Here is a 14,392-nt window from a genome sequence, read left to right on the forward strand (position 1 = left end):
TAGGCGGCTTAATCGTTTAAGTGGCGAGTTCGGTTTATACCGCGACTTCAGTCACTTCAACTGAGGCGATACGCACACCTTCTTCCGCACCTTTCTGGAAGGACTCGATTTGATCGAAGTTCATGTAGCGGTAGATTTCCTCTGACATGCTATCCAGATCTTTGCAGTACTCCAGGTACTCCGCGGGGGTAGGCAGTTTGCCAACGATGGCGCCGACCGCGGCCAGTTCGGCTGAAGTCAGATAGACGTTGGCGCCGGTGCCCAGGCGGTTGGGGAAGTTTCGGGTGGAGGTGGACAGCACGGTCGCGCCGTCTGCTACCCGGGCTTGGTTACCCATGCACAGCGAGCAGCCGGGCATTTCCATCCGAGCGCCGGCGGCGCCAAAGATGTTGTAGTAACCTTCTTCCATCAGCGTGTGCTGGTCCATTTTGGTGGGCGGTGACAACCACAGGCGGGTAGTCAGGTTGCCTTTGTGGGCGTCCAGCAGTTTACCCGCAGCGCGGAAGTGACCGATGTTGGTCATGCAGCTACCGATAAACACTTCGTCGACCTTGTCGCCTTGAACCTCAGACAGCAGCTTGGCGTCGTCGGGGTCGTTGGGGCAGCAGACCACGGGCTCTTTGAGCTGGTCCAGGTCGATTTCGATAACCGCGGCGTACTCGGCGTCGGCGTCGGCTTCCAGCAGGCTGGGGTTGGCCAGCCACTCTTCCATCTTCTTGGCGCGACGCTCCAGAGTACGGGGGTCGCCGTAACCTTCGCTCACCATCCAGCGCAGCAGGGTGATGTTGGAGCGCAGGTACTCGGAGATCTCGTCGATGCCTTGTTTGATGGTACAGCCGGCAGCGGAGCGCTCGGCAGAGGCGTCAGACAGCTCAAAGGCCTGCTCGACGGTCAGGCCTTCCAGGCCCTCGATCTCGAGAATGCGGCCGGAGAAGATGTTCTTCTTGCCTTTTTTCTCGACGGTCAGGTGGCCGTCTTTAATGGCCTGGTAGGGGATGGCGTGAACCAAGTCCCGCAGGGTGATGCCGGGCTGCATTTTGCCTTTGAAGCGCACCAGCACGGACTCAGGCATATCCAGCGGCATGACGCCGGTGGCGGCGGCAAAGGCCACCAGACCGGAGCCGGCGGGGAAGGAGATCCCCATCGGGAAGCGGGTGTGGGAGTCACCGCCGGTGCCGACGGTGTCGGGCAGCAGCATGCGGTTCAGCCAGCTGTGGATGATGCCGTCACCGGGGCGCAGGGCAACACCGCCGCGGGTTTGGATGAAGTCTGGCAGGGTGTGCTGGGTGTCGATATCCACGGGCTTGGGGTAGGCCGCGGTGTGACAGAAAGACTGCATGGTCAAATCGGCAGAGAAGCCCAGGCAGGCCAGGTCTTTCAGCTCGTCCCGGGTCATCGGGCCGGTGGTGTCCTGGGAGCCGACGGTGGTCATCTGGGGCTCGCAGTAGGTGCCGGGGCGCACGCCTTGACCTTCGGGTAGGCCACAGGCGCGACCGACCATTTTTTGTGCCAGGGTAAAGCCTTTGCCGGTGTCTTCCGGTTGGGCGGGCTGGCGGAACAGGTCAGAGGGGGGCAGACCCAGGGATTCGCGGGCTTTGGCGGTCAGGCCGCGACCGATAATCAGGTTGATTCGGCCACCGGCACGGACTTCGTCCAGCAGCACCTGGGACTTCAGCTCAAAGGTGCTGAGCACGTCGCCGGTCTCATAGTTCTTGATCTGACCGTCGTAGGGACGAATCTCAATCACGTCGCCCATGTTGAGGTTGTCGACGTCGGCTTCAAAGACCAGTGCGCCGGCATCTTCCATGGTGTTGTAAAAAATCGGGGCCACTTTACCGCCGATACACACACCGCCGCCGCGTTTGTTGGGCACGCCGGGAATGTCTTCACCGAAGAACCACAGTACTGAGTTAGTCGCGGATTTACGCGATGAACCGGTACCTACAACGTCGCCCACCATGGCGATGGGGTGGCCTTTCTTTTCCAGCTCTTCGATTTGCTTCAAGGGGCCAATGGTGCCGGGCTCATCCGGGGTAATGCCATCCCGGGCCATTTTGTACATGGCCAGAGCGTGCAGCGGGATGTCGGGACGGGACCAGGCATCCGGGGCCGGAGACAGGTCGTCGGTGTTGGTTTCGCCGGTAACCTTGAAGACGGTCTTGACGATGGACTCTGGGACGTCAGGGCGCTGAGTGAACCACTCGCCGTCGGCCCAGCTTTGCAGAATGGCTTTAGCGTGCTCATTGCCGGCCTTGGCTTTTTCTTCCACGTCGTGGAAGGCATCAAACATCAGCAGGGTATGCTTGAGCTCGGTGGCAGCCAGTTCGGCCAGGTCGCTGTCGTCCAGCAAATCCACCAGGGTGGCAATATTGTAGCCGCCGTGCATATTGCCCAGCAGTTTCACGGCTTCTTCTTTGCTGATCAGGGGAGAGGAGGTCTCGCCCTTAACCAGGGCAGACAAAAAGCCCGCTTTAACGTAGGCCGCCTCATCCACGCCGGGGGGAACGCGGTTGCTGATCAGGTCGACGAGCGTCTCTTCTTCGCCGGCGGGCGGGTTTTTCAGTAGTTCAACCAGGCCTGCAACTTGCTCGGCGTTAAGGGGTTTGGGGACGATGCCCTGAGCGGCGCGCTCTTCGACATGCTTGCGGTAGGCTTCTAGCACTTTGGGGACTCCTCTCTGACGTTTCAGTACCCGCGCTACACCGGGATCGCCGGTGGCCGGGGCTATCGATGCCCATCATCGATGTGAAATAGGGGGTGGCGATTATACTGAAAAACCCTATATTCGTTAAGCGTATTGCGTGAAGCCGCAAATCCGCGCCTGTTCCCCTTGTGGCGTGGGCGACACTGGCTTACCCTTTCGACGTCCTGAAATGACCTTTGGAGCTGTGCCTTGGCAGACAGTGTGCCCCGCATCAAAACCCCCTGTATTGGTGTGTGTTCCACCGGTATCGGCGACGATGTCTGTCGTGGCTGCAAGCGCTTTTGCCACGAAATTATCGACTGGAATGGCTATAGCCAGGAACAGAAGGGCATCATCGATCAGCGTTTGGACAGTTTTCTGGTCCAGGTGATGGGGGATAAGCTGCATATCGTCAATGCGGAGCTGTTGCGCTGGCAGCTGGATACGCAGCAATTGCGCTATCCGGCCCACAAAGCCCCCTACATCTGGCTGTTTCAGCTGCTTCGCGCCGGTGCCGGGCAGATACAGGAGCCGCGCCAGTACGGCTTTGTGGTGGATGCCAATTGGCAACACCTGGGGCTGCCCGCGCTGAGGGAAGTCATCGACAACGAGTTTTATCAGCTCTCCCTGGCCCACTACGAGCGCTATATCGGGCGCTTCGTGCAAAAACGGGCCTGATCAATACCGCCTGGGCTTTGCTATAATGCCGGCCTTTTCCCCGGTGCCGTCTCTGTCATGTCTGTAGATATCAGCGAAATCCTCGATTTTCTCCCCTGTGAAACCCCCGATGCCTGGGTAGAGGCAGCATTGGCGCACCCTGAAGAGCTGTTGATCGACCACGCCAACTGCGAAAAAAAGGCGGCGGGCACGGCCCTCAATCTGATGTTTCGCTACGTTGACAAGATCGACCTGCTCAACAAAATGTCCCGGCTGGCCAGAGAGGAGCTGCGGCATTTTGAGCAGGTATTGGCCATCATGAAAAAGCGCGGGGTGGAGTATCGCCATATCAGCTCAGCCCGCTATGCCAATGGCCTGCGGGAACTGGCCCGCAGCAGCGATCCGGGCAAACTGGTGGATATTCTGATCTGCGGCGCGTTGATAGAAGCCCGCAGCTGCGAGCGCTTTGCCCGCATCGCACCGCACTTGGACGAAGAACTGAAAGCCTTCTACGAGGGGCTATTGAAATCCGAGAGTCGTCACTTCAAAGACTACCTCTCCTTGGCCCGAAGCTATGCCGACGAGGATATTGCCCCCCGAGTCGCGGTGTTTCGGGAGCGCGAGCAACAACTGATTGAAAGTACCGATACGGCGTTTCGCTTCCACAGCGGTCCCCTGGCAGCGTGATTCGTTGCTGGCGCCGTAGCGATTTAAGCTACTGCGGCTCAGTGAACCAGGATCAGCTAAGCCTAAGATCAGCTAAACCCAAAACCGTCTAAACCCAAGACCAGCCTTAAACGAAAGAGCCGGTTTCCACTAGCTGCTTTGCCAGCGCGCCAATGTCTCGTTGCTGCCGGTCGGCGTTTTTGGTGAGTAAGTCATTGGCCTGATGCTCCGACAGGCCGTAGGTATCCATAATAAAGGCAATGGCCTGGTTGAGGAATTGCCGCTCTTCTATCGCGGGCTTGAGTTCCTGCACTTCACTGCGCAGTCTGTCGATACTGTGGAAGTGGCTGATGGTGACGTCGATAAGGGCTTGCAGCAGGCGGTGGGGGACCGCGTCTATGGCATAGAGGCTGATACCCACATCGGCGGCCAGGCGATTGATGCTCTCGGACTGGCTTTTATCCAGGGTGATGACGGTTTTGGGGGCAGTGCGATTTTGTTGCGCCAGGTCTTCCAGTACATCCCGGCTGGGGGAGTCGGTGTCCACCAAGATGATTTCCGGGTGAACGTTCTTTACGTGGGTGTAAATGTCGGCACTGTGGTTGCCGGCGGGGCCATCGGCCCGATGGTTGTTGAGGTTTAGCAGCTCCATGCCGGCCCAGGACACAATAGGGTCAATTTTGTTGGCGCGGTTGTCATCAATATCAATAAGCAATACTTTCATTGTGTCATTAAAGGCCTCATGGCGGGCACTATCTGCCCGGTACTAGTGTTCAGAGCCACTGTCCGATGCTTCGGCCTTGGTCTGGCGGTTGTTCATGGCATCGTTAATCAAACGCAATGCCTTTATATCGGCTCGGGACAAACTCTGCTGTTCCAAGTACTTCAGTATGCCGCCAACCGTGATCACCTGACCATCGAGAAATTGGTTGGGTCCCAGTTGCTGGGACTTGGGCAGCATCATTTTTTCGTGCAGGTTGCCCTCTGTTTTCCGGTCGATACTGGGCGATTCTATGCCCACTGCCGCTGCGGCGATACGGTATTCTGCAGGCTTAAACACTGACGATACGGTTTCTTCGATATTAATAGGGGTGGTCAACTGCCCCCAGCGGTACATCTGGGAGATAAACCACTCAGCGTGGTTTAACCAGGGGAAATTGGCGGAATAGCGGTGGAAGACGTGGAAGTCCGATACCGATTCCGGTGGCCTGTCTTTGTGCTTGAGGGAGTGGCCGGTTAACGACATGGCCACGGTGTCCTCTGGCAGCGCGATATAGGCAGCCTGGCTGATTATGCGTGCGGCGGCGCGACGGTTTTCCTTTTTGTCCAACCAGGCACAGGCGCGCAGCAGCGCTCGCAATACCGCCTGGTGAGTAGCGGGGTGGCGCTCGGCCCAACTCTCGTTGACAGCAAAGACCTTCTCGGGGCTGTTGTTCCATAACTGGTATTTGGTGGCCACCACATGACCGAGCTGTTGTTGCACGGCCAGGGTATTCCAGGGTTCACCGACGCAAAACCCGTGAATGTCGCCGTCCACCATTGCCGAGACCATCCGCGGTGGGGGAATGACCACGATTTCAATATCATGGTCCGGATCGATGCCGGCGCTGGCCAGCCAATAGCGCAGTTCATAGTTTTGTGTGGAGCAGGGGTAGACCACGCCAAAACGCAGCTTGGGACGCCTGGCTCGTTTGTTTTCCTCTACCAAGCATTGCAGTGCCTGAGCCGCAATCAGCGGACTGAACTCGCTGCGGGGATCAATGCTGTAGAGGCGCTCATACAGCTCATTGTTGATAGTGATGGCATTGCCGTTCAGGTCCAGCACCATGGCGCTGACCATATTGATCTTGGGGCCGCAGACCCCAAGCCTGGAGGCCACCGGCATGGAGGCGATCATTTGGGCGCCGTCGAGAATGCCCAGGCCGATCTTGTCCCGCACCGCTGCCCAGGAGGTTTCCCGGGACAGGGTGACCGACAGGCCCTCCTTGCGGAAGTAGCCCTTTTCATGAGCGATCACCAGGGGCGCGCAGTCTGTCAGCGGGATAAAACCCAGTGTCAGCTCGGATTTTTCAACTTCCATTAGGCGCCTCGTAAGATCTGACTCGATGTTGTCTCATGCTATTTTGCCTTTAGCCCACTACTTTTTTAAGCGGTGACGACGACTCCGTGGGTTTGGGCTGTCGTGGTGGGACTTCACTTTTTGCCTGCTTTTTATGCAGGAAGGTCAGTACCTCTGCCCGGTAGTGATTGTAGTCGGGGTTGTCCGCGAGGCTCAGTCGCTCCCGGGGCCGGGGAAGGTCGACACTCAGAATATCGCCAACCGTTGCCGCGGGGCCGTTGGTCATCATCACAATACGGTCCGACAACAGTACGGCTTCATCGACGTCGTGGGTTATCAGGATCACGGTATTGTTGAGCTCGGCCTGGATATCCATCAAGGCGTCTTGCAGGTGGGCCCGGGTGAGGGCATCCAGGGCGCCAAAGGGTTCGTCCATGAGTAATACCTTGGGTTCCATAGATAAGGCTCGCGCAATGCCCACTCGCTGCTTCATACCCCCGGAGATTTCTGCAGGATATTTGTGCAAAGCGTGTGACATGTGCACCAATTCAAGGTTGTGTTTAACCCAGTCCCGAATTTCGGCTTTGGTTTTGCTGCGTTTGAAGACTTGTTTAACTGCGATTTCGACATTTTCGTAGACCGTAAGCCAGGGAAACAGGCTGTGATTTTGGAAAACCACAGCACGATCCGGGCCAGGTTGATTCACTTCTTTGGATTCCAAAATAACGGCGCCCTCACTGGCCTGGTAGAGACCGGCAACGACGTTGAGTACGGTGGACTTGCCACAGCCGGAGTGGCCGATCAATGAGATAAACTCGCCGCGGTCAATTTTTAAATCCACCTTGTCCAAGGCGCGAAAGGGCCCCGCCTTAGTGGGGAAGTCCATGCTGATATGGGAGATATCGAGATAGCTAGGCATGATTAACTCCTTAAGCGCTAGCGTCGTCGTGGGCGACGAGTTTGTGCAGGGTTTGCATGAGGGAATCCAGGGCAAAGCCAATCAGGCCAATGGTGAACACCGCAAACATGATTCTGGCGAGAGATTCCGAGCTGCCGTTCTGAAATTCGTCCCAGACGAATTTGCCCAGACCGGGGTTTTGCGCCAGCATTTCTGCGGCGATCAGCACCATCCAGCCAATCCCCAGGGAAATGCGCAGTCCGGTGAAGATCATCGGCAGGGATGCAGGAATGGCGATTTTGCTGACCCGGGTAATCCAACCCAGGCGAATCACCCGGCCCACATTGATCAGGTCTTTATCGATATTGGCCACGCCCATGGCGGTATTGATCAGAGTCGGCCACATGCAGCACAGGGTGACGGTGATTGCGGAATTGACAAAGGATTTCGGCATCATCGGATCGTCACTGATATACAGCGCCGATACCACCATCGTCACCAGCGGTAGCCACGCCAGTGGCGAGACCGGCTTGAGAATCTGCACGATTGGCGCAATGGCGGTGTTGAGCAGAGGGCTTAAGCCGCAAGCCACGCCAATTGGGATAGCGATCAGTGAGGCCACGACAAAACCGGTGAATACGGTTTTGAGACTGGTCACGATTTGATCGATATAGGTCTCTTTGCCGGGGTAGTCGCGGATCTTGGTTTCCGCGTCGGGGTTGGCCGCCAGTTTTTTCTCGTTTCTCACCCGCTGGCGTTCGTAAAACGCCTCGGCTTTTTCCCGTTCGGCCTTGTGCTCCTGCCAGAGGCTTTGGCCCGCTGCCGCTACGGCGGCGGGGCCGGGCAGTTGACCAAGACTGGTGTCGACTTTTGAAGCGCCGGTAGACCACAGTGCCAGGAATACCAAAACGGCGGCTAAAGGAAGACCGATCAGACGGGCAATTTCCTGGCTCTGTTCCTTGGGGCTGTCCCACATGGCCAGCTTGACCACCGGAATCATCCAACTAAAGCCGGCCATATTAAGGTAGTGAAAGGCATTTTGCTTAAACATAAGTACTCCAAGGGCCCACCGAATGTGGTGGACCCGCCAGGGTTATTCCAGGACGTCGCCTTTTTTCAGGCCGATTTCAAACTGCTCGAGGTAGTCGTTGGGCTTGCTGCCATCGTAGGTAATGCCATCGATAAACTCGGTTTGCGGCGGCTTAAAGCCGGTTTCAGAATCAAAATCGGGGAAGTCAGAGGCGCTCATTTTGCCCTCGGCAATCAGCTGCTTGGCAGCCTCGGCATAGATATCGGGGCGATAGACTTTTTTGGCGATGTCCATGTACCAGCTGTCGGGCTTGTGCTCGGCAATCTGACCCCAGCGACGCATTTGCGTTAGGTACCAAATGGCGTCGGAGTAGTAGGGGAAGGTGGCGTTGTAGCGGAAGAATACGTTGAAATCGGGCACCGGCCGCTTGTCGCCTTTCTCATATTCGAAAGTGCCGGTCATGGAGTTGGCGATAACCTCGTAGTCCGCGCCGACATAGTTGGATTGGCTGAGAATCTTCACGGCCTCGGGACGGTTGGCATTGTTGTTGTCGTCCAACCATTTGGCGGCGCGAATCAGCGCTTTGACTACCGCGATATGGGTATTGGGATATTTGTCTGCCCACTCTTTGCTGACGCCAAAGACTTTCTCGGGATTGTCCTTCCAGATTTCATAATCGGTAATGACCGGAACGCCGATGCCCTTGAAGACGGCTTGCTGGTTCCAGGGTTCGCCCACGCAGTAGCCGTAGATCGTTCCGGCTTCCAAGGTGGCGGGCATCTGCGGGGGTGGCGTCACCGAGAGTAGCGCGTCTGCATCGATCTGGCCGCCAATATCGCCGCGTTTGGGGGCGTAGTAGCCGGGATGAATCCCTCCTGACGCAAGCCAGTAGCGCAGCTCGTAGTTGTGGGTCGAAACCGGGAACACCATACCCATGTTGAAGGGCTTGCCCTCGGCTTTGTATTTTTCTACCACGGGTTTGAGGTAATCCGCTTTGATGGGGTGCACGGGTTTGCCGTCATCCCGCTTGGGGATACTGGGCTTCATTTGCTCCCAAATGTCGTTGGATACGGTGATGCCGTTGCCGTTTAAATCCATGCTGAAGGCGGTAATGATGTGGGCCTGGGTGCCAAAGCCGATGGTGGCGCCCAGTGGTTGACCTGCCAGCATATGGGCGCCGTCTAGCTCACCGGTAATGACTCGGTCCAGCAGGACCTTCCAGTTGGCCTGGGCTTCGAGGGTGACGAATAGACCTTCTTCTTCAAAGAAAAGCTTTTCGTAGGCAATGGCTAGGGGTGCCATATCAGTGAGTTTGATAAAGCCAAACTTGAGTTCGTCTTTCTCCAGTTCCTGCGCGTGTCCCAAACCCGCTGAGCCGATAGCCAAGGCGGCTATGGCGGGCTTGACTAATTTTTTGTACCAGGACATGTATGTGTCTCCATTTAATTGCTGGCGTCAGGGCTGATCAGACCCTGTGTGTTCTAGTCATGTGTATGTCGTCGCACTAACGACGTTTTCGCATAGAACGTTCTGCAGCGTGTTCAGCAAGCGCTATGCCATAAGAAAAAAATATATATAAAACAATTAGATGGCTTTGTTTTGGGGGTGGGGTGACACAAGGCGGTGCACTTTTGTTGTGCTTTTTTGTGAGTTTTCTGAGCGAATGATTTTAATTCGGGGGTCACAAATGGTGCACGCTGCGCATTGAAAACGAGGTATCTGTCCGCTTGGTCGAGCAGGGCTGAGATAAGACGGCGCTGGCCTCACCGCAGCGAGGGTTATGGGAAAGGATTTTGGGAAAGGGTTCTTGGTAAAGGGTTCTGGGTAAAGGGTGCTTGGAGAAGCCAGGTAAAGAGGGCCTTGGGTAGGAGAGATAAGTCAGGAAAATAGATAACGCACCAGTTGAAGATCGGTGCCATCGCAGCGCAGGTAGTGACAATGCCCGGCTTCGCCTTCCGCTGAACTTTCCACCCAGTCCCCCAGTACCCAGCGCTCGCCAGACTTGCCATTGACAGTGACTTGGTGTCGAGCGGGCCGGTGGGTGTGGCCGTGAATAAGCGTTGAGCAAGCTGTGGCGGCCATTTGCGCACTGACTTCTTCGGGCGTGACATCCATAATGTCATCGGCTTTGTTGCTGTTGGCCTCAAAGCTGGCCATGCGCAGCTGACGAGCCAGCGCGCGCCGCTCTTCTAAAGGCTTGGCCAACACCTCGCGCTGCCAGGCTTCCGAGCGGGCCAGTTGCCGAAAGGCGATATATTCTTTGTCGGCGGTGCAGAGACTGTCGCCGTGCATCAGCAGGGTGGGTTCTCCGGCCAGGTTTATAACCGAGGGATCGGGCAACAGCTTGGCGCCAACGGCCTGGCAGAATACTTCGCCAAGCAGGAAGTCCCGGTTGCCCTGCATGATAAAGAGTTCGGTGCCCGCTGAGCTTAGCTCTCTCAGGGCGGCGGTCACCGTATCAATCAGCGGGCTGCTGTCATCGTCGCCAATCCAGCTTTCAAAAAAGTCGCCGAGTATGTACAGCTGATCGGCGCCACGGGCTTCCTCTTGCAGGAAACGCAAAAACGCCCGGGTGGTAGCCGGGCGCTCGTCATCTAAATGCAGGTCAGAGATGAACAGTTGTAGCATGACTGGGGGTTAGTCCTGCCACTCTGCTTTTTCAATGATGACATCTTCAGCGGGTACATCCTGATGACCGGCTGCTGAGGTGGTGCGAACCGCCTTGATTTTGTTGACCACGTCCATGCCCTCTGTCACTTTGCCGAACACCGCGTAGCCCCAACCCTGCATGTTTTTGCCGCTGTGGTTGAGGAAGTCGTTGTCTTTGACATTGATAAAGAACTGGGCGCTGGCTGAGTGGGGGTCCATGGTGCGGGCCATAGCCAGTGTGCCGACCTCGTTTTTCAGGCCGTTGTCAGCTTCGTTCTCGATGGGGTCGCGGGTCGACTTCTGCTTCATGCCGGGCTCAAAACCGCCGCCCTGGATCATGAAACCGTCGATCACACGGTGGAAGATGGTGCCGTCATAGAAGCCATCCTCGACGTACTGTTTGAAATTTTCTGCGGTCTTGGGGGCGTTATCGAAATCCAGTTCAATTTTTATGTCGCCGAAATTTGTTTTGAAGATAACCATTTAGCTGAATACTCGCTTATAACCGATTTGCAAAGCCGGTATAATACGCGCTTTTTCCTCCGGCGGCGAAATCGGCGTCTCGCCTGCGGTGAGCGGGTGTGTCGAAGGGCGATCTGCCGGGCAATCGGACTAGGTTGATGAGCGAAACAGAAGTACACGGCAACAATTTTCTGCGCGGCGTTGTGCAGGCGGATATCGACGCAGGCCGCCTGGCGGAGGGCGCACTGGTAACGCGCTTCCCCCCCGAGCCCAACGGCTTTTTGCATATCGGGCACGCCAAATCCATTTGCCTGAATTTTGGTCTGGCAGAGCAGTTTGGTGGTCAGTGCCACCTGCGCTTTGACGACACCAACCCCGCCAAGGAAGAACAGGCTTATATTGATGCCATCCAGGAGGATGTGCGCTGGTTGGGCTATCAGTGGTCCGGCCCGGTGCGCTACGCCTCGGATTATTTCGATACCCTCTACAACTATGCCGAGCACTTGATTCAAGCGGGCAAGGCCTATGTCTGTGAGCTTAGCGCTGAAGAAACCCGGGAATACCGTGGCACCCTGACGGAGCCCGGCCGCAACAGTCCCTACCGGGATCGCAGCGTTGATGAAAATCTGGCCGAGTTCCGCGCCATGCGCGATGGGGCCTACGAGGAGGGCAGCAAGGTATTGCGGGCCAAGATCGATATGGCCTCGCCCAACCTAAACTTGCGGGATCCAGTTATCTACCGCATCCGCAAACAGTCACACCACCAGACTGGCGACAAATGGTGTATCTATCCTTCATATGACTTCACCCACGGCCAGTCCGATGCCCAAGAGGGGATAACCCACTCCATCTGTACGCTGGAGTTTGAAGACCATCGGCCGCTGTACGAGTGGTTCCTCAACAATTTGCCCGTGCCCTGTCAGCCCCGGCAATATGAATTTGCCCGGCTCAATATCAACTACACCGTTACCAGCAAGCGCAAGCTCAAGGCTCTGGTAGATGAAGGGGTGGTGGCCGGCTGGGACGATCCCCGCATGCCGACCATCGCCGGGATGCGCCGGCGTGGATTTACCCCGGCGTCGCTGCGTAAATTTTGCGAGATGGTGGGCGTGGCCCGCAGTGAAGGCATTGTCGATATGGCCATGCTGGAGCACGCCATCCGCGACGACCTGGACAAAAACGCCCCCCGGGCCATGTGTGTGATGGACCCCCTCAAACTGGTGATTAGCAATTACCCAGAGGATAAGGTCGAGCATCTGAGCGCGCCGGGCCACCCCAACCGCGATGATCTGGGGGAGCGCACTTTGCCGTTCAGCCGCGAGATTTACATTGAGCGGGACGACTTCCGGGAGTCGGCCAACAAGAAGTTCAAGCGCCTGGTGTTGGGCAAAAAAGTCCGTCTGCGCAATGCCTATGTACTATTGGCCGAGGACGTGGTCACCGATGCCGAGGGCAATGTCGTCGAGGTGCACTGCAGTTATGATCCTGGCACCTTGGGCGAAGACCCCGCCGACGGCGTAAAGCCCAAGGGCGTGATCCATTGGGTATCGGCGAGCCATGGCAAAAAAGCCAAAGTGCGCAATTACGACCGCCTGTTTAATCACGAGGCGCCGGACCGTGGCGGAGAAGACTTTATGCAGCACGTTAATCCCGACTCGCTGGAAATTCTCGACAACTGCTGGGTAGAGCCGGGTTTAGTCGAAGCGGCCCCGGAGAGCCACTATCAATTTGAGCGCACTGGCTACTTTGTGGCGGATCGCTGCGATCACAGCGCCGATACCCCGGTGTTTAATCGCACCATCGCTCTGCGGGATAGCTGGGGCAAGAGCGAGTCTCAAGCTTGAGTTTGGCCATTCACACCCAGTCATTATTGGACACAGCATGACCATCAATATCTATAACACCCTGTCCCGCGGTAAGCAGCCACTGGTCCCCCTGGAGCCCGGTAAAATCCGCATGTACGTGTGTGGTATGACCGTTTACGACTACTGTCACCTCGGTCACGCCCGGGTGTTGGTCGCCTTTGATGTTATCAGCCGCTACCTGCGCGCCAAGGGATACGAGCTGACCTATATCCGCAACATCACCGATATTGACGACAAAATTCTGCGTCGCGCCGAGGAAAACGGCGAGCCCTTCGGCGATCTGACTGAGCGCTTTATAGCGGCCATGCACGAGGACGCTGAGCGCCTGGGTATCACTCCCCCTGACGGCGAGCCCCGGGCAACGGCCCATATAGACGACATTCAACGCATGATTGCGGCATTGATAGAGAAGGGCTTTGCCTACCAGGCCGCCAATGGCGACATTTACTACCGGGTCGATCGCTTTGCCGACTACGGTAAATTGTCGGGTAAAAAGCCGGATGAACTTCTGGCGGGTGCCCGCATTGCTGTCGATGAAGCAAAGGAAGACCCAAGGGATTTCGCGCTGTGGAAGGCTGCCGAGCCCGGCGAAGTGAGCTGGCCCTCGCCCTGGGGCGACGGCCGCCCGGGTTGGCATATCGAGTGCTCGGCCATGTCCACCTGCTGCCTGGGTGACAGCTTTGATATCCACGGCGGCGGACCGGACCTGGTGTTCCCCCATCACGAGAACGAGATTGCCCAATCCGAGGCGGCCACCGGAAAACCCTATGCCACCACTTGGATGCATGCCGGTGCGGTACGGGTCGACAACGAGAAAATGTCCAAATCGTTGGGCAACTTCTTCACCATCCGGGAGATTCTGGATAAGTACCACCCGGAAGTGGTGCGTTACTTTCTCCTTTCAAGCCACTACCGCAGCGCCATTAACTACTCGGAAGATAATCTGCAGATTGCCAAGCAAAACCTGGAGCGTTTCTACCACGCCTTGAAAGGCCTGGATGAGGTCTCGGCGTTGAGTTACGAGCAGTTATCGCAAGATAACGAGGTGGTGCAACGTTTTGATGCCGCCATGTGTGACGACTTTAATGTGCCCGAGGCGCTGGCGGTCTTGTTCGATCTGGTGCGGGACATGAATACCGCCCGGGCCAATGGCCATGATCTAACGCTGCGGGAGCAGAGCGGGCTATTGAAATCCCTGGGCTCGGTTCTGGGGATTCTGCAAAGCCCTGCCGGCGCTTTTTTGCAGTCGGGCGGTGGCGACAGTTTAGCGGAAAACGAGATTGAAGCGCTTATTGCAGAGCGTCAGGCCGCCAAGAAAAACCGGGACTTCGCCCGCGCCGATGAGATCCGCGATTCATTGAAGGCCCAGGGCGTGGTGTTGGAAGACAGTCGCGAGGGTACCACCTGGCGCAGAGAATAGGTT

General features: G+C 56.9%; 12 protein-coding genes. 4 read left to right on the forward strand and 8 right to left on the reverse strand.

Annotated elements, in window-relative coordinates; translation table 11 throughout:
- Positions 1-34: 34 nt before the first annotated feature.
- Positions 35-2,662 carry a bifunctional aconitate hydratase 2/2-methylisocitrate dehydratase gene (gene acnB / locus I6N98_RS08025; RefSeq protein WP_198571259.1) on the reverse strand — a complete coding sequence of 876 codons (2,628 nt, stop codon included), beginning with the start codon at positions 2,660-2,662 and terminating at the stop codon, positions 35-37.
- A gap of 231 nt (positions 2,663-2,893) precedes the next feature.
- Between acnB and I6N98_RS08030 the strand changes: the two genes are divergently transcribed.
- Together I6N98_RS08030 and I6N98_RS08035 are read left to right on the forward strand one after the other, a co-directional pair.
- A complete protein-coding gene (locus tag I6N98_RS08030) occupies positions 2,894-3,361 on the forward strand; it encodes a DUF1289 domain-containing protein (protein ID WP_198571260.1) in 468 nt (155 codons plus the stop codon).
- Between the two features lie 57 nt (positions 3,362-3,418).
- Positions 3,419-4,027 (forward strand): MiaE family protein, encoded by a 609-nt coding sequence (locus tag I6N98_RS08035; protein ID WP_198571261.1) that lies wholly within the window; start codon positions 3,419-3,421, stop codon positions 4,025-4,027.
- A 106-nt stretch (positions 4,028-4,133) separates the two neighbouring features.
- Here the strand turns inward: I6N98_RS08035 and I6N98_RS08040 are convergent, their stop codons facing one another.
- From I6N98_RS08040 to I6N98_RS08070, 7 genes are all read right to left on the reverse strand, one after another.
- Complete coding sequence (locus I6N98_RS08040) at positions 4,134-4,730, reverse strand: ANTAR domain-containing response regulator (RefSeq protein ID WP_198571262.1); 597 nt, start codon at positions 4,728-4,730, stop codon at positions 4,134-4,136.
- A 42-nt stretch (positions 4,731-4,772) separates the two neighbouring features.
- The gene (locus tag I6N98_RS08045) at positions 4,773-6,086 is read right to left on the reverse strand and encodes a CmpA/NrtA family ABC transporter substrate-binding protein (RefSeq protein WP_198571263.1); all 1,314 of its coding nucleotides are present in this window, start codon (positions 6,084-6,086) and stop codon (positions 4,773-4,775) included.
- Positions 6,087-6,135: 49 nt separating this feature from the next.
- The gene (locus I6N98_RS08050) at positions 6,136-6,984 is read right to left on the reverse strand and encodes an ABC transporter ATP-binding protein (RefSeq protein WP_198571264.1); all 849 of its coding nucleotides are present in this window, start codon (positions 6,982-6,984) and stop codon (positions 6,136-6,138) included.
- A gap of 10 nt (positions 6,985-6,994) precedes the next feature.
- Positions 6,995-8,014 (reverse strand): ABC transporter permease, encoded by a 1,020-nt coding sequence (locus tag I6N98_RS08055; RefSeq protein ID WP_198571265.1) that lies wholly within the window; start codon positions 8,012-8,014, stop codon positions 6,995-6,997.
- A gap of 42 nt (positions 8,015-8,056) precedes the next feature.
- On the reverse strand, positions 8,057-9,421 hold the full coding sequence (locus I6N98_RS08060; RefSeq protein ID WP_198571266.1) for a CmpA/NrtA family ABC transporter substrate-binding protein: 1,365 nt from the start codon (positions 9,419-9,421) through the stop codon (positions 8,057-8,059).
- 450 nt (positions 9,422-9,871) lie between these two features.
- Positions 9,872-10,621: a UDP-2,3-diacylglucosamine diphosphatase gene (locus I6N98_RS08065; protein ID WP_198571267.1), complete on the reverse strand. Its 750-nt coding sequence runs from the start codon at positions 10,619-10,621 to the stop codon at positions 9,872-9,874.
- A 9-nt stretch (positions 10,622-10,630) separates the two neighbouring features.
- Positions 10,631-11,125: a peptidylprolyl isomerase gene (locus I6N98_RS08070; protein WP_198571268.1), complete on the reverse strand. Its 495-nt coding sequence runs from the start codon at positions 11,123-11,125 to the stop codon at positions 10,631-10,633.
- A gap of 137 nt (positions 11,126-11,262) precedes the next feature.
- Between I6N98_RS08070 and I6N98_RS08075 the strand changes: the two genes are divergently transcribed.
- Positions 11,263-12,948 carry a glutamine--tRNA ligase/YqeY domain fusion protein gene (locus I6N98_RS08075; RefSeq protein WP_198571269.1) on the forward strand — a complete coding sequence of 562 codons (1,686 nt, stop codon included), beginning with the start codon at positions 11,263-11,265 and terminating at the stop codon, positions 12,946-12,948.
- A 37-nt stretch (positions 12,949-12,985) separates the two neighbouring features.
- Complete coding sequence (gene cysS / locus I6N98_RS08080) at positions 12,986-14,389, forward strand: cysteine--tRNA ligase (RefSeq protein WP_198571270.1); 1,404 nt, start codon at positions 12,986-12,988, stop codon at positions 14,387-14,389.
- The last annotated feature ends 3 nt before the right edge of the window (positions 14,390-14,392 follow it).

Source organism: Spongiibacter nanhainus, from assembly GCF_016132545.1.
GTDB lineage: Bacteria > Pseudomonadota > Gammaproteobacteria > Pseudomonadales > Spongiibacteraceae > Spongiibacter > Spongiibacter nanhainus.

Bases quoted from the DNA above. Each gene is read 5' to 3' on its own strand.
- I6N98_RS08065 (WP_198571267.1), bottom strand. From the start codon at position 10,621: ATGCTACAACTGTTCATCTCTGACCTGCATTTAGATGACGAGCGCCCG.
- I6N98_RS08045 (WP_198571263.1), bottom strand. From the start codon at position 6,086: ATGGAAGTTGAAAAATCCGAGCTGACACTGGGTTTTATCCCGCTGACA.
- cysS (WP_198571270.1), top strand. From the start codon at position 12,986: ATGACCATCAATATCTATAACACCCTGTCCCGCGGTAAGCAGCCACTG.
- I6N98_RS08055 (WP_198571265.1), bottom strand. From the start codon at position 8,014: ATGTTTAAGCAAAATGCCTTTCACTACCTTAATATGGCCGGCTTTAGT.
- I6N98_RS08070 (WP_198571268.1), bottom strand. From the start codon at position 11,125: ATGGTTATCTTCAAAACAAATTTCGGCGACATAAAAATTGAACTGGAT.
- I6N98_RS08040 (WP_198571262.1), bottom strand. From the start codon at position 4,730: ATGAAAGTATTGCTTATTGATATTGATGACAACCGCGCCAACAAAATT.
- I6N98_RS08035 (WP_198571261.1), top strand. From the start codon at position 3,419: ATGTCTGTAGATATCAGCGAAATCCTCGATTTTCTCCCCTGTGAAACC.
- I6N98_RS08050 (WP_198571264.1), bottom strand. From the start codon at position 6,984: ATGCCTAGCTATCTCGATATCTCCCATATCAGCATGGACTTCCCCACT.
- I6N98_RS08060 (WP_198571266.1), bottom strand. From the start codon at position 9,421: ATGTCCTGGTACAAAAAATTAGTCAAGCCCGCCATAGCCGCCTTGGCT.
- I6N98_RS08075 (WP_198571269.1), top strand. From the start codon at position 11,263: ATGAGCGAAACAGAAGTACACGGCAACAATTTTCTGCGCGGCGTTGTG.